Source organism: Selenomonas sp. AE3005 (assembly GCF_000686945.1).
In the GTDB taxonomy this organism is placed as follows: Bacteria; Bacillota; Negativicutes; order Selenomonadales; family Selenomonadaceae; genus Selenomonas_A.
In genome coordinates, this window is sequence record NZ_JMME01000001.1 from 355,922 (window position 1) to 380,289 (window position 24,368).

Annotated in this window: 19 protein-coding genes and 1 pseudogene; 9 read left to right on the top strand and 11 right to left on the bottom strand. The window is 44.0% G+C overall.

Annotation, left to right across the window (positions count from 1 at the left end):
* Positions 1 to 29: 29 nt before the first annotated feature.
* The 7 genes and pseudogenes from DL94_RS13900 to DL94_RS15115 all read left to right on the top strand — a co-directional run bounded on the left by DL94_RS13900 (position 30) and on the right by DL94_RS15115 (position 5,996).
* A complete protein-coding gene (locus DL94_RS13900; RefSeq protein ID WP_051586244.1) occupies positions 30 to 902 on the top strand; it encodes a decaprenyl-phosphate phosphoribosyltransferase in 873 nt (290 codons plus the stop codon).
* 12 nt (positions 903 to 914) lie between these two features.
* Positions 915 to 1,286: a DMT family transporter gene (locus DL94_RS0101745; protein WP_028128660.1), complete on the top strand. Its 372-nt coding sequence runs from the start codon at positions 915 to 917 to the stop codon at positions 1,284 to 1,286.
* A gap of 13 nt (positions 1,287 to 1,299) precedes the next feature.
* Complete coding sequence (locus DL94_RS0101750) at positions 1,300 to 2,277, top strand: NAD-dependent epimerase/dehydratase family protein (RefSeq protein WP_028128661.1); 978 nt, start codon at positions 1,300 to 1,302, stop codon at positions 2,275 to 2,277.
* On the top strand, positions 2,277 to 2,681 hold the full coding sequence (locus tag DL94_RS0101755) for a divergent PAP2 family protein (protein ID WP_028128662.1): 405 nt from the start codon (positions 2,277 to 2,279) through the stop codon (positions 2,679 to 2,681). The genes DL94_RS0101750 and DL94_RS0101755 overlap by 1 nt, the downstream gene beginning before the upstream one ends.
* Positions 2,678 to 4,345 carry a hypothetical protein gene (locus DL94_RS0101760; RefSeq protein ID WP_028128663.1) on the top strand — a complete coding sequence of 556 codons (1,668 nt, stop codon included), beginning with the start codon at positions 2,678 to 2,680 and terminating at the stop codon, positions 4,343 to 4,345. Before DL94_RS0101755 ends, DL94_RS0101760 begins: the two co-directional genes overlap by 4 nt.
* Before the next feature lie 200 nt (positions 4,346 to 4,545).
* A pseudogene (locus DL94_RS16560) lies at positions 4,546 to 5,112 on the top strand (transposase).
* A 539-nt stretch (positions 5,113 to 5,651) separates the two neighbouring features.
* On the top strand, positions 5,652 to 5,996 hold the full coding sequence (locus tag DL94_RS15115; RefSeq protein WP_051586245.1) for a helix-turn-helix domain-containing protein: 345 nt from the start codon (positions 5,652 to 5,654) through the stop codon (positions 5,994 to 5,996).
* Between the two features lie 590 nt (positions 5,997 to 6,586).
* On the opposite strand, the gene DL94_RS0101785 is transcribed toward DL94_RS15115, so the two are convergent.
* On the bottom strand, positions 6,587 to 6,877 hold the full coding sequence (locus tag DL94_RS0101785; protein WP_028128666.1) for a hypothetical protein: 291 nt from the start codon (positions 6,875 to 6,877) through the stop codon (positions 6,587 to 6,589).
* 446 nt (positions 6,878 to 7,323) lie between these two features.
* Between DL94_RS0101785 and DL94_RS0101795 the strand changes: the two genes are divergently transcribed.
* Positions 7,324 to 9,000, top strand: a complete 1,677-nt coding sequence (locus tag DL94_RS0101795) for a carbon starvation CstA family protein (RefSeq protein WP_028128667.1) — start codon at positions 7,324 to 7,326, stop codon at positions 8,998 to 9,000.
* Positions 9,001 to 9,451: 451 nt separating this feature from the next.
* On the opposite strand, the gene DL94_RS0101800 is transcribed toward DL94_RS0101795, so the two are convergent.
* From DL94_RS0101800 to cobO, 8 genes are all read right to left on the bottom strand, one after another.
* On the bottom strand, positions 9,452 to 9,817 hold the full coding sequence (locus DL94_RS0101800; RefSeq protein WP_028128668.1) for a type II toxin-antitoxin system HicB family antitoxin: 366 nt from the start codon (positions 9,815 to 9,817) through the stop codon (positions 9,452 to 9,454).
* A gap of 2 nt (positions 9,818 to 9,819) precedes the next feature.
* Positions 9,820 to 10,074 (bottom strand): type II toxin-antitoxin system HicA family toxin, encoded by a 255-nt coding sequence (locus DL94_RS0101805; protein WP_369793676.1) that lies wholly within the window; start codon positions 10,072 to 10,074, stop codon positions 9,820 to 9,822.
* A gap of 89 nt (positions 10,075 to 10,163) precedes the next feature.
* Complete coding sequence (locus DL94_RS0101810; protein WP_028128670.1) at positions 10,164 to 12,233, bottom strand: polyribonucleotide nucleotidyltransferase; 2,070 nt, start codon at positions 12,231 to 12,233, stop codon at positions 10,164 to 10,166.
* Between the two features lie 127 nt (positions 12,234 to 12,360).
* Positions 12,361 to 12,636 carry a 30S ribosomal protein S15 gene (gene rpsO, locus DL94_RS0101815; RefSeq protein ID WP_028128671.1) on the bottom strand — a complete coding sequence of 92 codons (276 nt, stop codon included), beginning with the start codon at positions 12,634 to 12,636 and terminating at the stop codon, positions 12,361 to 12,363.
* A gap of 134 nt (positions 12,637 to 12,770) precedes the next feature.
* Positions 12,771 to 13,331: a GNAT family N-acetyltransferase gene (locus DL94_RS0101820; RefSeq protein ID WP_028128672.1), complete on the bottom strand. Its 561-nt coding sequence runs from the start codon at positions 13,329 to 13,331 to the stop codon at positions 12,771 to 12,773.
* Positions 13,321 to 14,232, bottom strand: a complete 912-nt coding sequence (locus DL94_RS13910) for a LysR family transcriptional regulator (RefSeq protein WP_051586246.1) — start codon at positions 14,230 to 14,232, stop codon at positions 13,321 to 13,323. Before DL94_RS13910 ends, DL94_RS0101820 begins: the two co-directional genes overlap by 11 nt.
* A 187-nt stretch (positions 14,233 to 14,419) precedes the next feature.
* Positions 14,420 to 16,072, bottom strand: coding sequence for a dihydroxy-acid dehydratase (ilvD, locus tag DL94_RS0101830; RefSeq protein ID WP_028128673.1), 1,653 nt, complete (start codon positions 16,070 to 16,072; stop codon positions 14,420 to 14,422).
* Between the two features lie 59 nt (positions 16,073 to 16,131).
* The gene (gene cobO / locus DL94_RS0101835) at positions 16,132 to 16,668 is read right to left on the bottom strand and encodes a cob(I)yrinic acid a,c-diamide adenosyltransferase (RefSeq protein ID WP_028128674.1); all 537 of its coding nucleotides are present in this window, start codon (positions 16,666 to 16,668) and stop codon (positions 16,132 to 16,134) included.
* An 82-nt stretch (positions 16,669 to 16,750) separates the two neighbouring features.
* On the opposite strand from cobO, the gene DL94_RS0101840 reads away from it, so the two are divergent.
* Positions 16,751 to 18,370: an SGNH/GDSL hydrolase family protein gene (locus tag DL94_RS0101840; RefSeq protein WP_028128675.1), complete on the top strand. Its 1,620-nt coding sequence runs from the start codon at positions 16,751 to 16,753 to the stop codon at positions 18,368 to 18,370.
* A gap of 53 nt (positions 18,371 to 18,423) precedes the next feature.
* On the opposite strand, the gene DL94_RS0101845 is transcribed toward DL94_RS0101840, so the two are convergent.
* Complete coding sequence (locus DL94_RS0101845; RefSeq protein ID WP_231464438.1) at positions 18,424 to 20,106, bottom strand: ShlB/FhaC/HecB family hemolysin secretion/activation protein; 1,683 nt, start codon at positions 20,104 to 20,106, stop codon at positions 18,424 to 18,426.
* Positions 20,107 to 20,264: 158 nt separating this feature from the next.
* Positions 20,265 to 24,245 carry a two-partner secretion domain-containing protein gene (locus tag DL94_RS0101850; protein ID WP_028128677.1) on the bottom strand — a complete coding sequence of 1,327 codons (3,981 nt, stop codon included), beginning with the start codon at positions 24,243 to 24,245 and terminating at the stop codon, positions 20,265 to 20,267.
* Positions 24,246 to 24,368 lie beyond the last annotated feature (123 nt).

Here is a 24,368-nt window from a genome sequence, read left to right on the forward strand (position 1 = left end):
AATTAAATTCTTAGCAGGGAGGTATATAGATGGGCGACATAATAATGTCGGTGGTACAGGAAATGCGCCCCAGTCAGTGGACAAAAAATATGTTGGTTTATGCGGCGTTACTTTTTGGCGGTAGTTTGTTTGCTGAGAATAAGCTGTTACTGACGACAGTTGCTTTTGGGGCGTTTTGCTTAGCTAGTAGTGGTGTGTATTTTGTTAATGATATTGCTGATGTAGAGAAGGACAGGTTGAATCCGAAAAAATGTAAACGACCGATTGCAGCAGGTAAAATTGACATGCCAATTGCGTGTGTCTGCGCGGTGCTTTTGTTTACGGGGGGGGGATATCTTTCTTATACAGTAAATGAAGGTTGTTTTTCTTTGCTTGCAGTATATGTGCTACTGAATATTGGTTACACGTTTTACCTCAAACATATTGTTATTATTGATGTGATGATTATTGCGGCTGGGTTTGTTATAAGGGCTGTTATGGGGGCGGTGGCCATAGGGGAAGATATGACCATGTGGTTTTTACTGTGTGTGATGTTTTTGTCTCTGTTTCTTGCCTTGGGGAAACGGCGGCATGAACTTGTGGCCTTGGAAGATAACAAAGTTGCTCAGGGACGAAAGGTCTTGCAATTTTATAGCGTTGACCTTATTGACCAATTTATGACCATCGCCACAACAGCATTGCTTATCTGTTATGCCCTTTTTACCGTAGATGTCAATACTAAAAACCATGAAAGCATGCCTTATACTGTGCCGTTGGCGTTATATGGCATGTTCTACTACCTCTATGTGGTGCGGGTGAAGCATGGTGGTGGCGCACCGGATGAAGCATTATACAAGGAAAAGCCAATAATGGCTGTAGTTCTTCTGTACTTAGTCAGCATTATTGTGATTCGTAACTTGTGATGGGGGAAATTTATGAACTTTGTTAATTTTATATTGGTTCTTGCAGGAGTACTGTTAAATGCTGCGGCTCAATTATGCATCAAGCAGGGAATGAATATTATTGGTAACATTTCGCTGGATACTGGAGCTGTTTTAGCAATGATTCTTAGAGCAGCTACAAATCCATATATTATTGCAGGCTTGACGTGTTATGTAATTTCCGTACTGGTTTGGATGGTCGTTCTTTCTAAAGTTGAAGTAAGCTTGGCTTATCCTTTTTTGAGCATTGGCTATATTGTTACTGCTTTCGTGGGTTATTTTTTTATGGGCGAAACTTTAGGGCTGTATAAGATACTGGGAATCGTTACGATTTGTGCAGGTATCGGCATTATGTTCAAGGCATAAGGGGGATTATTTAATGCGTTATGTAGTAGTGGGTGGTAATGGTTTTGTAGGATACCACTTGGTGAAAGAGTTGTTGACAACAGGTGAAAACATTGTTGTTTTAGATACGTTGCGACCCAAAGCGGATATTCAAGATAAAATTGTGTATCAGGAAATGGATATTCGTAATCAGAAGGCTGTGGACAGCTTTGCGTTTACTCCTGACGATGTGGTGGTACAGTTAGCTGCAAATCAGTATCATGTCAAGGTGCCCCAAGGGGAAAAAGCAATGCATGACTATTTCTTTGGTACAAATCTTGTTGGTACGCAAAATCTATTGGTGTCAATGGAAAAGCAAGGCTGTAAAAATATGATTTTCTTCAGTACAGATATGACTTATGGTAAGCCACAATACTTGCCAGTAGACACTAAGCATCCGCAAGTGCCGTTTGGTTACTATGGTGCTAGTAAAAAAGCTGCTGAAAAGGTATGCCGTCAGTATCGAGAAAAAGGATTTAACATTACAATTTTCCGTCCACGCATGATTTTGGGGCCAGGAAGATTAGGAATTTTAGCCAAATTATTTCGGCTGATGGATTATAATTTGCCAGTACCACTTATTGGCAAGGGCAAAAACTGTTATCAGATGGTATCGGTATTTGACTGTGTACAGGCCATTATAAAATGTGTTGAGCATGGCATACCTAATCGTGAATATAATCTGGGTTCCGATAATCCGCCGACGGTTTATGAGCTTTTGCATGATGTAATATATGATGTCGGCTCACATTCCTCCCTGATTCGTACAAACGGAAAAATGGTAAAAACGATATTAGCTGGAATGGGGCACTTAGGAATTTCTCTCATGTATCGGGAACAATATGAAATTGCTGATGAGAATTATATTCTTGATATTCAAGCAACCAAAGATGAGCTTGGATGGCATCCTCAGTATAATGACAAGGATATGTTATATTCGGCTTATGAAGCATATAAAGGGGCGGGCAACTGATGATTTATGTCTTAATACCTTTTTTGTCATGGTGCATAGCAGGCTGTTTGAAATTTGTGATTAACTGCCTGCGCTTCGGGCGCAAGGCGAAGTCAATGATTGGCTATGGTGGTTTTCCAAGCACCCATACTACTATAATGTCATCAGTGGTATTCTTTGCAGGATTTAAAGAAGGATTTACTACACCATTGTTTTCCATAGGGTTAGGGGCATTGTTAGTATTGGTTATTGATGCTCATGGATTGCGCCGCAAGGTGGGAGAACAAGCAAAAATCTTGAATGAGTTGCAGGATGATATAGCTTTGCGGGAAAGTATGGGGCATAGCTGGGGAGAAATCTTTGGCGGCCTGATATTAGGAATAGCAATCGCATATTGGAGCAGTATTTTATCGGGGGAAATATGAAACTAAAAACATGGCGACAATTAAAATTTTGTTACGCGATTATTCTGTTATCGATTATCCTATACTTAATGAGACCATTTTTCTCGGTAGAAATAACAGACGAGGTTTTTGCAGTTTCGGAAATATACAATTTTTCACAAGGTAATATTCCCTTTATGGATGTATGGACAGCTCAAACGGGAGCTTGGTTTTTTACCCCGTTTTTGAGTTTATATATGTATCTTAATGGTGGCTTAGATGGAGTGGTCTTGTATTTTAGGATTTTGTATGTAATAGTAGCTTTCTCGTTAGTGATAATCACTTATTATTGTTTGAAGCATCAAACTGTTTATGATGATAAAATACCTTTTTATACGCTAGTGCCTATATTGTTGCTAGTTCCATATTCTACGTTCATGTGGTCGTATAATTATTTTTTGAGTTATTCCCATTATTTGGCTGCTGTATTATTATTTACGATAAATAATAATGAGCGGGAATATGGTAAATATTGCTTGATGGGAAGCATCATGGGGATTGGATGCTGTGGCTATCCGCCGATGATTATTTCTGCTTTTTTGCTAGCTGTGCCAATTTACTGGAAGCACCGTCGTACTTATGGTAAATATCAAATGATGGCCTATCTGGTATCAGGAATGACGATTGGGAGTTTGTTCCTGTTATATATTTTTAGTCATGGCAGTTTGGAACAATTTTCATTGGCATGGGAAGCAATCATGCACTCTCCGCATGAGGAGGGGAAGGTTTTCGGTTTAAAAGGAATTTTACAGATTTTTGTAAAACCTTTTTTGAGTAAAGACCTATTTTTTATATATTTGCTTGTCGTATGTGGTGTAGTTTGGCATTGGCGAAAGACAGATAGTTTTTTTAGGTATTGCTGGTATTTGCTTTTTGCTATTTGGCTTTGTACATACTCTACTCATCCAATGTATGTTTCCCTTGTTATATTAGTATCGATAACTTTTTGCTACTATCTGTGCAGCAAAAGAAGGTTTGTGGAAAATATGGGAATGTCAGTATTAACATTTGTATTAGGAGTGCTGGTTTACTGCATTTCCTCGGATAATATGAGTATTATAGTGGCCATTGGTGTTTTGGGCTCTTTGGCAATGTTTTTGTCAATTATATATTGGTGGCAAATGTACCGTGAAGAAATATTAACGGAAAAAATATTTCATATTGGACTGGCAATGTTATGTTTATCAGTTCTTAGCTCATATACTTATGTTTATCGTGATGTACATCCTTGGCAGGTTGAAGCGAAAGTTGAGTCTGGGATTTATAAAGGGTTGTACACGACCAATGCTCGTAAACAGTATGTGGAAACTGTTGAGAAATTTGTAAACTTTAATGTCGCGCATGAAGATAAAATTTGTACTACTTGTTTAGCACCTTATGTTTATCTTATGGCTGAAGCTAAATGTTTTACACCATGGACGTGGGATAGTCAATTCTTAGCCAGGGGGAAGAAGAATGCAAAGCCGTTAATAAGTTGGTTTGAGGCCAAGGGCGAGTTGCCAGATGTATTTATTGGTGTGTCATGGAAGGGATATGAATATCCTAATGATGCAATCGAGATAAACAGGTTTATGAATGAAAATGGATATAGACTGGTGGCAGAAGATTATATTAATGGCGAGCGTATTTGGTGTTGGCGGCGTTGATTAATGATTGATTATGAATCGTGGAATTATTTGAGGAGGTGATGTTTGTATGTAACTGCAAAGTAATACAGTGTACTCTGCTATAATGATGTATATGACAGACTGAGCATTATCTTTTCAGGCATTGCTGAGCGTGGCGAGTTCAATGCCGCATATATCAGTATCAGGAAACGCGAAAAGTTGCCAATGCACAAGCGTTTCTGTCAGGATTTAGTGGAGCCCTGCTTTCGGACGGATATCAGGGCTATAATAGCGTAGACAACGTCAATCGCCTTGGAGGCTGGCCTCATGCGCGCCGTAAGTTTGTCGATTCACTTCCGCAGAAAAAGGAAGGAGCTGCCGATACGGTTGCTGGTCAAGGCGTCCTCAAGATAAACAAATTGTTTGAGATTGAGGATAATCTTCGGAATTGTAGCCCTGCTGAGTGACAAAAACAGCGAAAGTTTCAGTCAAAACCAGTGATTGAGGATTTCTTCACGTATATTGAGTCCAAACGGGATATTGTATTGCCCAAAGGGAACCTTGGCAAGGCTATTAGTTATGCTATAAATCAGAAATCGGAGCTCACCTCATTTTTAAAGGATGGAAATGTTCCAATCCATAACAAAGCCTGCGAACGAAGTGTTCGTGCATTCTGCATTGGCCGCAGAGCCTGGCTTTTTGCAGGATCGCCCAAAGGTGCAGATGCCAGCGCGTATATATACAGTCTTGCAGAAACAGCTAAAGCGAACGGAAGGATTTTATGGGAATTGGTACCATCCAGATGATTTGCAGCAGAAGTTTAATAAGATTAGCGACTATTGCCGTGAGCAAGGGATAGAGTTGGTGTTTGTATTTCCGCCAACACATATTGATTTGCAAGAAAGAGTGGCAGATTTTTGCTTAACGGAATATTATCGAAATTATAAACAGGAAATTCGTCAGCTGGGATGGAAAGTATATGATTTTGATGTACCTAATGAATTGACAGTGAACAGGCTGTTGTATAAAGACCCATATCATGCAGGGAAAGAAGTAAAGGAAAAAGTTGTACTTGATGTGTGGGAAGATAAATAGAGAACTAGAGCCATGATATGAACGATGTTTGTTGTTCTGACCTTAACTTAATGAAATTGGTCAATTTGCCCCGTCAATAATTGTACTTATGTAGTATGAAATGCATCGTTGCGTGAAAGTAGGTACATACAATACTGATTCATACTGATACCTTCGCGTTTGGCGCATTCCTAAAGTGCCTTGTGAAGTCCTTTAGGAATGCGGAGTTTGAACTGGACAGAGTATTAGTTTCTTTGAGGAAATATGATTCATGATTGATGTTAATAATAAATTGCTCGAATGGCGCGAGTTTTATGGGTATAAACAAAAACAGGTTGCGGAAGCTATAGGCGTCAATCGTACTACATATGCAAATTATGAATGTGGCAGGCGTTCTCCGGACATAGATGGGTTGGTCAGGTTGGCCAGGTTCTATGGGATTTCTCTTAACGAGTTGGTAGGTTGTAATACAAGTGAATCTGACAACATGGTTTTGCTGCCTCGTGACAGGCAACTGTTGGAGAATTTTCATAAGTTATCTGACATAAAGCAAAGGGCCTGCTTAGCCCATATGAAGCTTGATGTAGAGTTGGATTTTGAATTTCGTGACAAATAGTGGTATTAACTTAGGCAAGTATGACAAGGGGGAAGGTGCTGCCTAAGTCAGAAGATATTGCCAGGCTCGCCAGCTTCTACGAAATGAGCGTGGATGAATTTTGGATGCTTAATGGAATAGTGTTATAACAAGGCATTAAAAGTAAGGAGGGATTTGCATGCGCAAGAAGATTGTATCGGCAGCAGCTATGGCAGATAATAAGGCTATTCATGACTGGCTGATGAAGGAAATGGCAGCACAAGCCAAATAAGCAAACAAGCCGCTGAATTAACGGGCTGTATGTCCTGTTAGTTCAGCGGCTTTACTTTGCCATCATGAGATTTTTCGGGTTAATAAAAGGATATGTCTTACTTTTATTGCATTATTTTTATTCGATATTATTTGTAGTTCGTATTTTCCAGAAAATAGTCTGGAAGTTTAAGCCGCCAACTGAATTTGGCGTAGGGCATTGGAAGCACCCTTATGATGATATAATGACTTGGGGAGTAAAGGCAGTGTTAGATGCCGACTTTGCACTGAACAAATTCCTTGGTAAAAGCGGTTTACGCTTGCCTGGCTTATCGGCATTAATGATTGGTACGGTATCCTGGTTATAGAGATCCGTTTTTTATCATATTTTGAAGTCTTGGGTCATATTTTGCGAATTTGTGTAACTCTTCGTTTGTGGGCCAACGATATCCATTCATAAGGTAATTACACCAGTCGTAAACGTCATAGTGCATGACATATTGTGCGCCGCCATATTCACGGCATTTTTCTATAAGTCCGCTATTACGGATAAGATTTTTTCGTTCTTCGCGAGATATGCCACGTTCCTTGAGAACAAGCATAATCGTACCAAAGAATTTTTTTACTTCAATACGAAATGATGAAAATAGCATTTATAATTCCACCTTTCTAATATTTGATATGTGATTAATAGCGTCTTTGATAACATTATATCACTATATTATGGCAAGAAAAAGTTAAATCATAAAACGTTTTCAAAGGTAATGGAGCTGCCATCGTCAGCAAAGCTGAATATAGCAGGATGGAAAATATATAAATCCTTCATATTGAGTACTCCAAGCGGCAGACACCTTGTGCGAAGAAATTCGACGGGAGGGCGTTATATGGTAGAAAGCATGAAAACATGGTATAATATGGTAGTCTAACTATATACACAATAAGAATCGAAGTCAATACCCTAATGGTGTTGGCTTTTTCTTATTATATTTAGGTTTACAAGTTGACACATATTTATAATAGTGTTATTATACTCATTGTACATAAATGTCTAGTGGAATAGCACTTATATTATTCCATTTCTTGAAGGAAGGTCTTATTTATGAATGGTTTAACACTAGTGGGCTTTGCCCTGGTGGCCTTTGTGGCTGCTTATTTCCTGTACGGGCGTTGGTTGGTGCGGACATGGGGAATTGACCCGACAGCTAAAACGCCTGCACAAATGTACGAGGATGGGGGAGATTTCGCTCCGGCATCACGGTTTACAGTTTTTGCACATCAGTTTTCTTCGATAACTGGGGCCGGGCCTGTGACTGGGCCTATTATTGCGGCTATGTTCGGTTGGGCACCGGCTATGCTTTGGCTGCTGGTAGGCGGCATTTTCTTCGGTGCGGTACAGGATTTCACGGCTCTGTATGCGTCAGTTAAGAATCAGGGCAAGAGCATGGGTATGCTGATTGAACAGTATGTCGGTGCTGCCGGCAGACGGTTATTCCTGTTGTTCTGCTGGTTGTTTACTTTACTGGTTCTGGCAGCGTTTGCTGATATCCTGGCCAATACGTTCAACGGCTTTACCAAGGCTGGTGCGTTAAATGTTCCCGGGGCTCAGGCAGCTACTATTTCTTTGTTATATATTGTTGTAGCTATGGGCTTTGGCTTTTTTATCCGCCGTTTTGAGCCGTCCGGGATTGTAAAACTGCTCGTGGCTATTGTATTGGTTGTGGCAATGTTTGCAGTAGGAATGGAGTTCCCGCTGTATCTTGATGCTAACAGCTGGCGTTATGTTACTTTTGGTTATTGCTTTATTGCTTCGGTACTGCCCATGTGGCTGCTGATGGAGCCGCGTGATTATCTGAGCTCTTTCCTGCTTCTGGGTATGGTATTTGGTGGTGTAGTAGGAGTGCTGGTTGCCAATCCGGTCATCAATATGCCTGCCTTTGTTGGTTTTACGGTTAAAGGTCAGTCTTTGTTCCCAATTCTCTTTATCACGATTGCCTGCGGTGCTGTGTCCGGTTTCCATAGTCTGGTTTCTTCCGGTACTTCTTCCAAGGCTATTAAAAATGAACGTGATATGCTGCCGGTTGGCTATGGGGCAATGCTTGTTGAATCCCTGCTGGGTGTGGTCGCTCTGGTAATTGCCTGTGCAGCTGCCAGCAATGGTACTTTGCCGCAAGGGACGCCGTTCCAGATTTTTGCTGGTGCTATCGGCGGTTTCTTCCAGATGTTCGGTCTGCCGGCTGCAGTTTCGGCCTGCATTATAACCATGTGCGTGTCTGCACTGGCCATGACGACAATTGACTCAGTGGCCCGTATCGGCCGTATGTCCCTGCAGGAACTGGCAGCGCCGAGCGAAGGCCAGGAGGGAACCCCTGTAGAAAAATTCCTGATGAATCAGTATGTAGCAACGATTATTACCTTGGTACTGGCTTATGCATTGTGCCTGGCAGGTTATATGAATATCTGGCCGTTGTTCGGGGCAGCTAATCAGTTGTTGTCAGCATTGGTACTGATTTCCTTGGCATTGTTCCTCAAAACCACGGGACGTACGGGCTGGATGTTATATGTACCGATGACGTTTATGTTCCTGGTGACCATGAGTGCGCTGGTACTCAGTGTAGTTGGGATTGTCGGCAAATTGTCTGCAGGAAACTTTGTATTGATGGTGGACGGCTTACAGCTGGTGCTGGCAATTGCGTTGATGACATTGGCTGTCTTGGTTGCTAAACACTGTGGCAGCGGCTTGCTGAAGTCTGACGAGCCTGAGACTGTAACGGAATAAAAGAGTCCTTTCGATAAATATAAGATAAGGAAAAGCCCCTCGGTAGCTACTCCGAGGGGCTTGCTTATTGATAGCTTTTATTAACCTTTAGCTATTTATATTATACCATATCTTGCAAATTTGACAAGGATAATATAAAATAAAGCGTGCTGCGGATCATATCCCTCACCGTAGTGAAGGGAGGTGAGCTTATTGATAGATACTTTTATTAACCTTTCTTTGTCGGTCGTAGCAGGTGTAATTAGCTACTACATCTGCAAGTGGCTGGATCGGCAGTGACGCAGCAACAGCACAAATGCTCTGAATAGCTACCAGAGCGCAAGCCCGGCCGCATGGTCGGGCTTTTTTACTTGTAACTTCCGATAAGTATAAATTATCGGAAGTAAATAATATAGCAAAAAATAAGAAGAATCCACGGCGTTATTGTCGTGGATTCTTCTTATTATATAATTTATTTTTGAACTGATGTTCTCAAACCGCCAGCCAATATACTTGTTACCAGTTGATTCAAACTTACGCCTTCGTTTTTTGCACTTAAGGCTAAAGCTCTGTGCAAACTCTTAGGAATGCGCAAATTAAATCTGCCGCTATATTCATCATCACTTTGCGGTTCCGGAATAGCAATACCATCTTCTAAAGCTGCTAATAGCCAGTTTTCCTTTGCGTCTTCTAACATTGAAAGGATTTCTTCTTTTGTCTCGGCTTGTGTGATACAACCTTTTAAATCAGTTATATAACCTACATAGCCTCCTTCTTTAGCGGCAACAATAACTTCCTGATAAGGAAGTGACATATAATACTGGAGATCTTTCTTCATTATTACCCCTCCTGTGATTCATCCCATAAATCCATTACAGTCTTTACATAAGCCTCTTTTACATAAGGTGCTTTACGTGGTACGGTCAACGGCATGCGGCCTTTCTTTCTATAGGTATAATGACTTGAACCGCCGCGAGGTTGGCTTGCTGTATAGCCCAGACTGCGGAGTACTTTATCAATTTCATCAAATGTAACAGTCTTAGGGTTATTGCGTATTTTCTGCAATAATTTTTCCCATTTACTCAACGGACTCACCTCAGTTTTATAGTACCATATTTAGTACTATATGGCAATATAAAACAGGCGCAACCTGTTTTAGGTCACGCCTGATAAAATGTTAAATTTTACAGCAGCACTTTATGGCTGAGGTTTACACGGCCCTTGTCGTCGATTTCTACGACTTTGACTTCGAGCTGGTCACCAACTTTGACTACGTCCTCCACGTTTTCTACGCGGCGGTTAGCCAGCTGGGAAATATGGCACAGACCTTCTTTGCCCGGCAGCACTTCGACAAAGGCGCCGAACTTCATAAGTCTGGTTACTGTACCCGTATATACCTGGCCTACTTCGACTTCACGGACGATATCTTCAATCATCTGACGAGCTTTCTTCATACCTTCTGCATCATTGGAGAAAATGAAGATATTGCCATCTTCATGAATATCAATCTGTACACCAGTAGCGTCGATGATACCCTTAACCACTTTACCGCCGGTACCGATGACTTCGCGAATCTTGTCCACCTTAATCGTGATGGTTTCCACTCGCGGTGCATACGGTGACAGGTCAGCAGCCGGTTTGTCAATGCATTCCAGCATTTTGCCAAGGATAAAGGCACGGCCGCGTTTAGCCTGCTGGAGTGCCGAGGACAGAATGTTGCGGTCGATACCGGCAACTTTGATATCCATCTGGATAGCCGTTACACCGTTTTCCGTACCAGCAACTTTAAAGTCCATATCACCAAGAGCGTCTTCCATGCCCTGGATATCAGTCAGAATGGTATAAGCGTCCCCTTCCTTGACGAGGCCCATGGCTACGCCGGAAACCGGGCGCTTGATAGGCACGCCGGCCTGCATCAGGGACAAGGTGCTGCCGCAGACAGAACCCATGGAGCTGGAACCGTTGGACTCCAGAATTTCGGACACGAGGCGGATAGTATACGGGAATTCTTCCGTGGAAGGAATAACCGGCACCAGCGCGCGCTCCGCCAAAGCACCATGACCGATTTCACGGCGTCCCGGGCTACGGATAGGTTTCGCCTCACCGACGGAATAGCCAGGGAAATTATAATGATGAATATAATGTTTAGTTGTTTCGGGGCCAAGGCCGTCAATAACCTGTTCATCACTCAGCGGGCCAAGGGTGGTTACAGTCATAACCTGCGTCTGGCCACGGGTAAAGAGTCCGGAACCATGTGCGCGTGGCAGCAGGCCGACTTCGCAGCTGACCGGGCGCACTTCTTCAAGGGCACGGCCGTCCGGGCGAATCTTTTCATGGGTAATCATGTGACGCACGATTTCTTTTTCCAAATCATGCAGCGCCATGGCAATTTCCTTATCCATTTCAGGATAATCTACAAGGAAGTGTTCCATGGTGTCAGCATTGATATCAGCGATATGGGCATCGCGGTCCAGCTTGTCCGGGTTACGGGTAGCGGCGTCCAATCTGTCCTTGGCATATTCGCGAATAGCCTGTTCCAGTTCTTCCGGCACGGTAAAGAGTTTCGTAATGCGCTTTTCCTTACCGCAGGCCTGCTGAATTTCTTCCTGGAAAGCTACAATGCGTTTGATTTCCTGATGGCCGTACAGAATGGCATCGAGAATGACGTCTTCCGGCAGTTCGTTAGCACCGGCCTCTACCATCATCACGGCGTCTTTGGAACCGGCAACGGTGAGGTTCAGCGTGGAAACTTTGCGCTGTTCTTCCGTGGGGTTGATAACGAATTCATCGTTTACACGGCCGACACGAACACCGGCAATTGGGCCCATGAAGGGAATATCAGACACGCACAAAGCGGCTGACGCACCAATCATGGCTGCCAGTTCCGGAGCGTTATCCTGCTCCACCGACATAACCGTAGCTACTACCTGCACATCGTTGCGGTAGCCTTTCGGGAATAACGGACGGATAGGACGGTCAATCAGACGGGCACAAAGAATGGCGTCGCTGGACGGACGGCCTTCTCTTTTTATAAAACCACCGGGAATTTTGCCGGCAGCATACATTTTTTCTTCGTAGTCAACAGTCAGCGGGAAAAAATCCACGCCTTCCCGGGGTTCAGCGGACGCTGTGGCTGTAACCAGAACCACCGTATCACCATAACGGACAAAGACAGCGCCATTAGCCTGTTTAGCCAGTTTGCCGTGTTCAATGGTCAGCTTACGGCCGCCCAGTTCCATTTCAAAACTCTGCATATATTTGCCTCCCTATAAACTTCTTACGAAGCTAAGTATTCGACATATTTTATATTTATCCTTTATACAGGATGATATACAACAAAAAAGCGGGAAAGATCCCGCTTTTTTCTCCAGAAATCGCTTATTAGCCAATCGTAGCGCGGATGCCGAGCTTAGCGATGATGGAACGATAACGCTCGATGTCCGTCTTGTAGAGGTAGCTGAGGAGACGGCGGCGATGACCAACCATCTTCAGCAGGCCACGACGGGAATGATGGTCCTTCTTGTGCTCCTTCAGATGATCAGTGAGATACTGAATGCGAGCAGTCAGTACAGCAATCTGTACTTCCGGGGAACCCGTGTCACCTTCGTGAACGGCATACTTCTTCATGATTTCCTGTTTTGCTTCCTGAGTCAGCATTGTAAAACTCCTCCTATAAATTAAAAATGTCCTGCAGCTAAGATAACGTCGGAGTACCTCGCAATCTGAGCTGTGGATTGTGCGAAAACACTTTAGTAAGTATAGCACAGCAGCTGATACCTGTAAAGTAAAATTTACTTAATAGCGCATTCCATAAAGACGCGGTCATCGCTGCGGATTTCACCGGACAGGTGCTGATATTCTATGCGCTGCGTCATGTTAGGAATAATCTCATAGCCAAGTTTCTTATGCGCTGCCAGGGAGGCCTCGTTGATAGTTTTGGTACGGCTTAACATCTTAGGCACGTCAATTTTCTTGCGTAATTCTGACTCCATGTCCGAAAAAATCTGATGTTTGCGGTAAGCCTTGCCAACACCAACTTCTTCAATGAACCAGTAATCATTGATAGCAAGGCCGTTTTCTGCCGCAATAGCAGCTACGGTCTCATTCTTAGCCAGGGGTACGGCGGCTAAAAAGCCGGCACAGCGGTATATCTCCTGGTCAAGGCAGAAAATTATAAGCCCTTTATCAGCATAATTTTTAAAGAGTTTTTCTACCTCTTCTGCCGTAAAATACTCTTCGTATGGCGGTTCGGAAAAACACTCCAAATATGTTTCGAACAGCTGGGTTTTAGCAAACAACTCTGCCATGGAAACCGGGTTATCGACGGTAATAAATTCTAAATTATTTATCATCATAAACTCCTGTAGAATCACAAACCAGCGCGGCGTAGTCCTTAATGAATTCGACAAACTGGACATCAACATCAGAAAAAGCCTTTTCCCTGCCCCAGTTAAGCGTAATCTGTACGTCCTGCAGCGGTTTTAACTGACGGCGGACAAAGTTTTTCTCTGCCCGGGTGACAAAATTGGGCAGGATAGATACCCCCATGCCGTTAGCAACGAGCTGCTTTATGGTCTTTATCTGGGACGTACACAGCATGATGTTGGGGACAAAACCTGCGTCATTACAGCGCCGGGATACTTCCTGATACTGGAAGGTGCGTGGCTGCTGCATAATGAACTTCTCATCTTTGAGGTCATTAAAACTAACGATTTTCTGACTTGTCAACGGATGTGACGACGGCAGGCAGACGCTCATGGAATCACGCATGATGATAAAATTATCTTCCGCGGCAGAGCTTACTGCGCCCAGCACAATGCCAAAATCCAGTTCGCCCAAGGTCAGTTTATGGCGGACTTCCTCCGAGTCGCTATACTCATGGACATCGAGGTTGATATTGGGGAAAGACTGCTGAAATTTGGTAAACAGGTCCGGAAAAAGATAGGCCTCTACCATGGGGGGCAGGCCAAACTTTATCGTCCCCTGGTAATCGCTGCGGTAACGCTGCATATCCTTCAGCGCCACGCCCATATCCCCCATTATTTTCTGGGCATGCAGCAAAAATGCCTGACCGGCCTCCGTGAGATTTACTTTCTTCTGACTGCGGTCAATGAGTGTCAGGCCCAATTCGGCCTCAAGTGCTTTGATGGCCTTGGTTACTGAGGGCTGTGATACATGTAGCGATTCAGCGGTACGCGTAAAGTTTTTCCAATGACTAATCGCACAAAAATACTCCAACTGTCTAAATTCCATAAAAAGGCTCCCCACACATTTATATAAGTAACATTCAGTCTATGTATGTTCCGCTATTTTTCTATCTATGCGAAACTCTTATCTATTCCCTAATATACATTATACTATAACTGAAAGTTTTTGTGGGGAGTTTTTAAATAAATCCCCTGAATGTCCATGTCAGACACTCAGGGGATAATTAAAAATATTATTTTACTACAGCGCCGGTGCTAGCAGATGTGGTCATACGGGCATAACGGGCCAGATAACCATGGTTGATTTTCGGCTCGGGCTGCTGCCAGTTTTGACGACGGCGTGCCAGTTCTTCATCACTGACGGAAAGTTCCAGTTTGCGGTTGGGAATATCAATGATGATTTCATCACCATCTTCAATCAGGGCAATGGGACCGCCCTCCATAGCCTCAGGCGATACATGGCCTACGCAGGCACCCTGGCTGGCACCGCTGAAACGGCCATCGGTGATAAGACCGACTTTGAGACCGCGTCCCGTGATAACAGCTGTAGGATTGAGCATTTCCTGCATGCCAGGGCCGCCCTTGGGGCCTTCATAACGAATGACCACCACATCACCATCGTGAATTTCACCGGCCATAATGGCATCACAGGCAGCCGTTTCCGAGTCATAGCATTTGGCTTTGCCCTTATAAGTCAGCATATCCTCAGCTACAGCGGAGGCTTTTACTACAGCGTAGTCAGGCGCCAGATTGCCTTTGAGGATAGCAATGCCGCCCTCGTTGCGATACGGTGCGTCCACAGAGTGGATAACCGTGTTATCTTCGACAGGCGTGTTTTTAATTCTGTCGCCAAGGGTTCCCGTAACGGTCAGTGCGTCAAGATGGAGCAGGTTTTTCTTGGACAGTTCGTTCATTACAGCGGAAATGCCTCCGGCCTCATTGAGGTCTACCATATGGTGCTTGCCGGCAGGGCTCAGTTTCGCGATATAAGGCGTACGGCGGGAAATCTCGTCAAAGAGCGGTGCCGGAATCTCAATGCCTACCTCATGGGCGATAGCCGTCAGATGCAGAACCGTATTTGAAGAACCGCCAATGGCCATATCTACGGAAATGGCGTTTTCAAAAGCCTCTTTCGTCATGATATCACGCGGACGGATATTCTGTTTTAAAAGCTCCATAACTACTGCCCCGGCACGCTTGGCAAGCAGACGGCGGCCACCGGTATAAGCGGCAGGAATTGTACCATTCCCCGGCAGAGCCATCCCCAGCACTTCTGTCAGGGAGTTCATCGTATTGGCGGTAAAGAGACCGGCGCAGGAGCCGCAGCCTGGGCAGCATTTAGCCTCCAAATCGGCCATTTCCTCAGCGCTGATATCGCCGGCGGCAAATTTACCGGCAGCCTCGAAGGCCTGGCTGACGCTGACATCATGTCCCTTGTAACGGCCGGGCAGCATGGGGCCGCCGGATACTACAACGGCAGGAATATTCAGCCGGGCTGCAGCCATCAGCATACCAGGAACGACTTTATCGCAGTTTGGAATAAGCACCAGGGCATCAAAGCCGGAGGCCATGGTCACAGCCTCAATGGAATCGGCAATGAGTTCACGGCTGGCCAGCGAGTATTTCATTCCCGTATGGCCCATGGCGATACCGTCACAGACACCAATAGCCGGAAATTCAATCGGCGTACCGCCGGCAGCGGCTACACCAAGTTTGGCAGCCTCAGCGATTTCCCGCAGGTGAATATGACCGGGAATTATTTCATTGAAGGAATTGCAAATACCGACCAGCGGCTTATGCAAATCTTCCGGGCCAAAGCCATTGGCATGAAACAACGAACGATGGGCGCAGCGGGTGGCACCCTTTTTTACATTATCACTCAGCATATTTACACTCTCCTAAGTTTTGGGATACAAAGCTGTTTACAAGTTTACAACATTACAACTTAAAATTCAATACCCTGCTGGGCTTTAATACCTTTTTGATACGGATGTTTTATTTCTTTCATTTCCGTTACCAGGTCAGCACGCTCGATAAGGCTGTCGCAGGCATCACGGCCCGTCAGTACCAGGTGCAGTTCAGCCGGACGTAAATCCAGCAGCTCCTGCATATCCTGCTCGGTAATAAGCTCATATTTTACGGCATAGTTTATTTCATCGAGAATGATCAAATCCCATTTGCCATTTTTGATTTCTTCCTTGGCACGCTGCAGGGTTTCCTGGGCTGCGGCTTTATGTTCCTCCTGTGTCGTTGGCCCTTTGTTGGTAAATCCCAGGCCACCCTGGTCAATTTCGATACGGTCATCAATGTTTTTCAGGGTTTCAATAGTCTTTAATTCTCCATAAGTGCAGCCGCCCTTGATAAACTGCAAAATGAGCACACGGAAACCATCGCCCCAGGCTCTTATCGCCAGCCCGAGGGCAGCTGTGGTCTTGCCTTTGCCGTTGCCCGTATGTACTATTACTAAACCATGCTTTTTCATTCCACATCACCTCAAAAATATGCTATACTTATTATAATTACGTTAAAATGTATAAAAATCCTGTCAATGTTGGTGTTATTTTATGAAGAAATTTTTGATATTTTTACTTATAACTTTGGGATTTACGGTTTTAGCGGCTTTTATGGCAGAAAAAACCGACGTAATGGGGCTGCGTTCCATGACGCTGCAGACTTCCTTTGATGAACATGACGGACACATGGTCTTGTCATGGACACCGCTGCCCTATCCCTGTTTTTATAAAGTAGAAACCTACTCCCCCACTACAGGACTGGTGGAAGGGGAGCCGGCGCAGCATTTTTGGGGCAGTGGTATAACCATGAAAGCCTCTTATGATGTACCAGCCGGGGCTATTCCCATGAATTACCGGGTTACGGCCTACGGCATGTTTGGCCCGCTCACGGAACCTTCCGAGCCCATTTTAAACCCGCTGCACACACAGGAAAAACTAAGTCCCGTAACTATTTATCACTATGGACAGAACAATCCGGCCAGCCTTATGCCCTTCCTTGTCTGGCACAGCGTTCCCAATGCCGTCTGCTATGAGGTGGAACTCTTAAGCGGCAAACCGGCCCAGGAAGGCGGCGTCCTGCCGGATAAGGCCAATCACCTGGACAGCACACAGCAGATCTTCACCAACGGCTGGCAGGCCGATTTAAAGAAGTACGCCGGCCGCAAATTCATTTACTGGCGCGTCCGGGCACTCGATATTCACCACCAGCCCATTGGCGAATTCTCACCGGCTGAAGAACTGTATATCGATGCCAGCCTGCCTCAGCCCAATCACCCTTTACTCAACGAGTACGACCAAATGCCAGGGTTTACCATGCCGATATATCCCGTTTACCAGTGGATTCCTTTGCATAATATTGCCCGTTATGAAGTAGAGCTTATGGTAAAGCCACCTGCGGAAGAAAACAATGGCTTTGCTACGCCTGATGCCGCCTGGCGCAAAGTTGTGGACTCAGCTACAGCCTGCTATGACGAATATCCCCGTCCTTATGCCGGAGATTATTACTGGCGTGTCCGGGGACTTGATAAGGCCGGCAATCCCATTGGTGTCTGGTCTGACACGGCGCACTTCATTGTCAAGCAGCAGCCGGAGCGTGTTCCCGTAGCAGTACTGGGTGACAGTATCACCCACGGCGGCGGCGCTGTCTCCAATTCTCCGGCAGCTTTGGAATACAGCTACACGACATATTTTGACTTTCCATGTTTGAATCTGGGGCGCAGTGGTGACACTTCCACAATGACCATGCAGCGTTTTGAACAGGATGTACTGCCCTTTAAGCCATTGAATCTCATTATTCTTACTGGCACCAACAGCCTCAGGGCACCGAATCTCAATCCGGAAACCATCATCAACGACCTTGAGGCTATCCGTCAGAAGTGTGAGGCCAACGATATTCGTCCCATCTTCCTGACGCTTATGCCCATCAATCCTGCCAATATTCAATTCGCTTTTCGTACCATCACAGACAAACGCTGGCAGGAAAAACTCCAACAGGTCAATGGCTGGGTACGCAATCAACCCTATTTTATCGACCTGGAACCGTACTTCTATGATTCCAGCCGAAAGGTCATGGATACGAAATTCTCCATCGATGGCCTCCATCCCGATATTATCGGCAAAATGCTGATGGGGGAAATCATCAATCAGCATAAGGACGTATTCCGCAAATAATATACTAAAAGACTGGCAAAAAGCTCTGCCAGTCTTTTTTAGTGTTCTTGTTTTTAGAAATAAACGCCGCCACGAATCCAGAAGTGACCACTGTTATCAGTAGAATCTGAAACTGGTTTTTCTGGCCCTAACCGCCATGCAAAATCGGTGCGAATGAACCAATCTTCATAACGGGAGAAGATAAGGCCAATGCCGGCACCTTCCAAATGACGATAGCTATCGCCAGCGTTACTCATGCGGAGAATGCCGCCGTGGTCGAAATAGAAAGCCAGCTGCAACTGTTTATCCTGTTCTTTAAGCGGAATCAAATGACGCAGTTCAGCTCTGACGATATAACCGCTGTCACCGGAGGCCTCACTGGAAGGATAAGCACGTACGCCGTTGAACCCACCCAGGCTCATATGCTCTGAGGAATCCAAATCCTGATATGCGTACTGGCCTCTGCCGGAAAGCAACAGATACCAGCGAGGATTCAAGTCCTCACGGCGTGTGATATAACCTTTGAGTTTGTAGTAGCTGCCACTAGGATGATTTGGACTTAGCGTATCTTTTGAGTAACCTACATTACCAAACTTGTTCTCAATGCGCCAGAAGGTACTGCCATGATGGTCTGTTTCATCACCATATAAAGAAAGAATTATGGCATTACCATTTTTATCATCTGTAAATCCAGCTAAGCGGTATTCATCTTTCAAGGCGCTGTGCTCATAGCGAATGCCTGTATAAAGATTATTTTTTTGACTGCGGCGAATAGCATAATCAAGCCCCACATTAAAAATACGGGCTGTACCTACAGCATCCAACTGCTCATATTCCGCACCCATATTATAACTTAAAACGTTATACCCTACAGATGCTTTCAAGCCATCCACAGCTACGGGAATAGAATAATTGAAACCATAGTTATATAGTTTTTTGTTGGTATATAAACCACCAATTGCAAAATGGTCACCTTCATGGGCCAAATTTAGGAAATCGTAATCAATTCCCAACTCGTTATAACCGGTATGACGGTTGCCGTAATTATCTACGGTGACAAGTCCCTGTTTGCCCTTGTGCTTGTTGAGGTCAATTTCCACATGTACCGTACCTGGTTCAGAACCCTGGGACAGTACAGCCTTGGCGTCAGCACCGGCTAAATCTGACAACAGCCAGATAGCACGCTGCAACTTATCTTTGGTCAGGTATTCGCCCTGTTTCAAGCAGCGTACTTCACGCGCTACAGCCGAATCATGAATAGTCGTATGGTTGCGGATAGTCAGCTTGTCAAACTTACCAACTTCCACAGCATACTCTACAATGCCGTTGGTGATTTTCTGCACAGGCAGATATACGCGTACCGCCACATAACCACGGTCACGGAAATACGCTGACAATTCGTCAGCACCTTCCTCCAAATCACGGAAGGAGAGTAGTTTTCCCTTGCGCTTATCGAGGACAGCCAGCAGCTTTTCTTCCGGGTAAATATCCTGCCCAGTCACTTTAAAGCCCTTGACTTCTACCTTGACTTCATCCGGTAAATCAAGTTCCGGACGGGAATCAGGTATGGACACATCAGCTTTGTCTTTTTTGTCTGCATCAAGTATAGCCTGACGTCTTTCATTGGCATCTTCAGCCAGCTGACCGGCATTGATACCTTCAGTTCCTGGGACAGGAGCAGCATCTACTGCTGTAAAAGATAAGCTCCCCATAGTTGTTGCCAGTAAAACAGCCCTGGTTAATTTATTTACTAACAATCAAAATACCTTCTTTCCTATATGTGTAGTGTTTATTACTTACAAAGACATGCGCTGAATGCGATAGCGATACTGATACTGCTATCGCATTCAGATATTTTCACATGTCCGGCAAATCATTGATAATGTTTAATGCTTCATGTATATCCGTAACGGTATTACTTAAGAAGTGACGTTACCTCGCTCTTGTTGTCGAAATGAATGTAAACGCCATTCAAATCATCGAGCGTGATACCCATTTCTTTAAAGGCTGCAAACAGGGCCAGTGACTCAACTTCCACGTTCTTAGTCACTTCACCTGCCAGCAGAATGCTCTTACTAGCATTATCCGTCGGATAAATGTCAAAGGTAGAACCATTATAGGTCAGTTTGAATTTAGCTGTACCGGCCTGTGTAGTAAGTTCCTTATCATACTCCCGATACTGATTCTGCGGCTGGTCAGGTTCCGGCAGGACCTTAGCGGAGGGTTCCATCTTCACCTTATCCGGGTCAATGGAAACATCATATGTGCCATAGAACTTAACCTGATGTAATTCTTCACGGAAGAACGGCAGTTCAGCACTCTGCAAACCTAATACCCGGTCAGTACCAGGTGCAGGACGATTGGCTGTCGTGTAAGAAGCCGAACCGTCCACATTCGTAGTGGTGAGGTTATCAAGCTGTGGTTTTTCATAATTTTGATTCTTATTTGACTGAGGTGTTTGCTGTGGTGTTTGCTGTGGTGTTTGCTGTGGTGTTTGCTGTGGTGTTTGCTGTGGTGTTTGCTGTGGCTGTGGTTGTGGTTGTGGTTGTGGTTGTGGCTGCGGATCTGGCTGTGGATCTGGCTGTGGATCTGGCTGTGGATCTGGAATCATAGCTTTAGTTACTTTAAGTGTTCCAGGATTAAACGCAGTCTTATAGCCGAAATCTTCCAGTCCCACTTTGGCATTTGCCGTATTTTTCAGCTCAATACCATCCTTATATTCACCTTCGACATCAGGCGTAACACCATCTTTCAAGCCTGCTGCCACCTGGTCTAACTTATAATTGCTCTTAAGGGCATCAACATCGCCATCCTTGAAATTTGCTGTAAATCTGCCGTTCAAAGCACTACCATTAAGCATGTAGCTTTCAGCATAATCCAATACAGGCATTTCCTCGTCAGCTGCTTTTGTTTTATCATTAGCCGTGTAAAGAACTTCCGGCGTAGCTTTGAAAATGAAACGGTTATGGGAATCATCAGCAGCATTGTACTGGAATCCAGTCTTGCCCCAGCTCCAGACAGCAAATTCATTACTGTTCAAATTGCCAAGGTCATCACTAGGATTATCAGAATAGATCTTCCAGGCACTGCCATCGCCAACCTGTATAGCTTGTTCTGGTACTGATGCTCTTAAGAATCGCATTGTTGTTACGGGAACGGCAGTTTTGTTGTGGAAATTACCCTGTGCAATTATTTCTACGGCCTTTGAATTATTTTGAGCATCGGACTTTATTTTACCGTTAATAGTTACATCATTATCTGCGACCATACTGATAGTATTACCAGCAGTAATTGCCCCCGTGGTTATATCATGATTTGGAGCTGCCGCTCTTGTAACAATAACACCGTCTTTCCGTGCATCATCGCCAGCAATAAGTTCTACCAAGCCACCAGCATTTGTAGCCCCGCTAATAGTGGTATTATTAGTAGATATGGTCTTTACATCATTATCAACATACACAGAACCCTTGAGGTTAATGTTGGCAGAAGATGCTACAGTCAAGTTGCTCAGCTTAGTATCGTTACCAATATCACCACCAATAGTAGTTTCACCAGCATTGATATTTAAAGCTGTATGTGCAAGATTAGTTTCAATCACACTGTACTTATATTTGTCATGATTACTACAAACATCATCCCACTTGGCATAGAAACGATCCTTAGCCGTATTAGGATCATATGCTGAATAATTTACACTTAATGCAGTTTGCGAGCCTTCGTTACTTTCACCTTGATCATCATTCGGTTCACCGGGCGCAAAGTTGCTGTATATCACATTACCATTTGCATCTATAGGTTTTTCACCGTGATTATTTCTCACTGATTCCGAAATACTACTAGGCTTCTTATAGTCTTCTTGGTTTAAATATTTCCCTATCCTTTGAATAAAGAAAATTGTTCCTTTTTCATTTTCATTACCATCAACCCAGGCCCAATAACGTACGGGGTTACCGTCAGCATCCTTGTACCAGCCACCGTCTAAAGCAGTATTACTATTACTTTTTTTGGCTTCTACAAGAATTTTCACGGTACCATCAGTATTATATTGTACTTCTGGTTTACCATCTTTTAAGATAACATTACCATTCTCGTCAGCTTTTACGGCAACTACATGACCACCAACAAAGGCTTCGGACTTATTGTTAGTATCAGGTGGAATCGTTGCACTGATAACAGCATCCTCTAAGGCTCCCGTAATTACAGCTAAATACGACTTTGCTGTAGTGTTATCCCCAAAATATGTCTTTGCTGCAGCATTAGCATTTCCCCAGGTTGTATTAGAACCATTATTCCAAAGGCTATATGCATTCGCTGAGTTGATTGTTCCGTTAACAAAAACACTACCGCGTTTTATATTATTCTTATCAGTATTATCTTCTGTATACAGATCTACAGTATTACCAGTTGCCAGCAGTACTTCGTTCCCACCGAATGAAATATTGCCGCCTTTCGTATTTATGGTACGAGTTGTCTGTGTCTCGTTTTTTATCAAATTAGTTAATTCATCATTTTTTAAGCCAATATACGTACCATTATCGCCTGTCGTTGTAAAATCGCCACCGTTTGTAGCGATATCACTGCGGATAATTACAGCACCGTCACTGCGGGTAGATTTCGTGCTATCTTTATTATCCCCATTCAGGTTTACATCCAGCTTTCCTGCTTCGCTCGTAATAGCAGCATCCACACTAATATTGCGGCCAGCAGTCAGGGATAGACTCGTATCCTTTATGCTTCTATCGTCATTTTTGTCAGCCTTTATAATATTCCAATTAATCGTTATATCCGAATAATAATCCTCCCGTAACGGACTGGCTACAATATTGACATTTGTATCACGCAAGGTATCACTAAGGGATGTTGCACTAATTACAGCCTTCTTCTTCTCTTCTGTGTTTCCAGTGGCAATTGTATCAATAATCGCATTCGTACTAAGAATATTTAAGGTTCCTGCCCCTTTATCTGCAGATTCTGCATCAATTTTAGAGCCATCTGCTACTTGCACCTTATCGCCAACAAGATTTACATCTCCCAGCAATATCATATTGCCAGCATCATCCTTATAAATTCTGTTAGCGGCTGAAACCTTCTCTGTATTGACTAAATCCTGCATTACATTTTGTGCATCCTTCGCCTTCATTAAGACTGCCTTTAATGTACCGCTGTTTATGACCTGTCCACCTTTGCTTAAGTTTTTGACGCGAACACCTATTTTGCTGTCATAATCTAATATCTCTTCTGAAGATTTAGCCGAGGCATTATCCAGATTAAACAACTCAACGCTATCACCAGAAACCAAATTCACCTGCCGTGCGTTGATTGTACCTTGGTTTTCCACTTTGTGAGCAATCAACGCCACTAAACCATTTTCAGCTTTAATATTGGCAAGATTGGAGACCGTTATTGGTTCCTCAGTATTTCCATTGAATTCATAAGTACCTTTGTTAAAATTACTGTTAATAATATCTCTTGTTGATGCTACTAAGCTGCCAACCTCGACTTGTGCACCTTCACCAAAGGTAATACCGTTTGGATTGATTAGAAATACTGTGCCATTTGCGTCACCAGATAGCGTTCCGTATATTTCTGATAAGTTGTTACCCGTTACACGATTTAACACCAGCCAGCTGCCACCATTTTCACGATGGAAATTTACGGAATGGTCTTTGGCGATACTAAAGTCACTCCAAGTTGCAACAGATTTGTCTTTTCCAACATTTAATTCCAAATGAGTATCACTAGATTTTTCTACATTTTTGGATACGCCGTCTGATTCCAGCCCTACCGGCAAACCAGAATCTGGCATCGCCATCACGCTCGGCATCCACGCCGTGGCCATAATGGCTGCTGTCAGAGCCAACATTTGTTGTTTTCTGAATTTTGCAATCCTTTTCATAAGCTGCCTCCTCCTTTTCTAATTCTCTTTTAATAATAAAAACCAAGCATAGTATAACATAATCAAGGACATGTGACCATATTATCACGCAAAATAATCGTAAAAAATTTATAATTGTTACAA

Excerpts from the sequence above, each read along its gene's own strand:
- DL94_RS0101840 (WP_028128675.1), top strand. The coding sequence starts at position 16,751 with ATGAAGAAATTTTTGATATTTTTACTTATAACTTTGGGATTTACGGTT.
- DL94_RS0101750 (WP_028128661.1), top strand. The coding sequence starts at position 1,300 with ATGCGTTATGTAGTAGTGGGTGGTAATGGTTTTGTAGGATACCACTTG.
- DL94_RS0101745 (WP_028128660.1), top strand. The coding sequence starts at position 915 with ATGAACTTTGTTAATTTTATATTGGTTCTTGCAGGAGTACTGTTAAAT.
- DL94_RS0101795 (WP_028128667.1), top strand. The coding sequence starts at position 7,324 with ATGAATGGTTTAACACTAGTGGGCTTTGCCCTGGTGGCCTTTGTGGCT.
- DL94_RS15115 (WP_051586245.1), top strand. The coding sequence starts at position 5,652 with ATGATTGATGTTAATAATAAATTGCTCGAATGGCGCGAGTTTTATGGG.
- DL94_RS13910 (WP_051586246.1), bottom strand. The coding sequence starts at position 14,232 with ATGGAATTTAGACAGTTGGAGTATTTTTGTGCGATTAGTCATTGGAAA.
- DL94_RS0101820 (WP_028128672.1), bottom strand. The coding sequence starts at position 13,331 with ATGATAAATAATTTAGAATTTATTACCGTCGATAACCCGGTTTCCATG.
- DL94_RS0101785 (WP_028128666.1), bottom strand. The coding sequence starts at position 6,877 with ATGCTATTTTCATCATTTCGTATTGAAGTAAAAAAATTCTTTGGTACG.
- rpsO (WP_028128671.1), bottom strand. The coding sequence starts at position 12,636 with ATGCTGACTCAGGAAGCAAAACAGGAAATCATGAAGAAGTATGCCGTT.
- DL94_RS0101760 (WP_028128663.1), top strand. The coding sequence starts at position 2,678 with ATGAAACTAAAAACATGGCGACAATTAAAATTTTGTTACGCGATTATT.
- ilvD (WP_028128673.1), bottom strand. The coding sequence starts at position 16,072 with ATGCTGAGTGATAATGTAAAAAAGGGTGCCACCCGCTGCGCCCATCGT.
- DL94_RS0101850 (WP_028128677.1), bottom strand. The coding sequence starts at position 24,245 with ATGAAAAGGATTGCAAAATTCAGAAAACAACAAATGTTGGCTCTGACA.
- DL94_RS0101810 (WP_028128670.1), bottom strand. The coding sequence starts at position 12,233 with ATGCAGAGTTTTGAAATGGAACTGGGCGGCCGTAAGCTGACCATTGAA.
- DL94_RS0101800 (WP_028128668.1), bottom strand. The coding sequence starts at position 9,817 with ATGAAGAAAGATCTCCAGTATTATATGTCACTTCCTTATCAGGAAGTT.
- cobO (WP_028128674.1), bottom strand. The coding sequence starts at position 16,668 with ATGAAAAAGCATGGTTTAGTAATAGTACATACGGGCAACGGCAAAGGC.
- DL94_RS13900 (WP_051586244.1), top strand. The coding sequence starts at position 30 with ATGGGCGACATAATAATGTCGGTGGTACAGGAAATGCGCCCCAGTCAG.
- DL94_RS0101755 (WP_028128662.1), top strand. The coding sequence starts at position 2,277 with ATGATTTATGTCTTAATACCTTTTTTGTCATGGTGCATAGCAGGCTGT.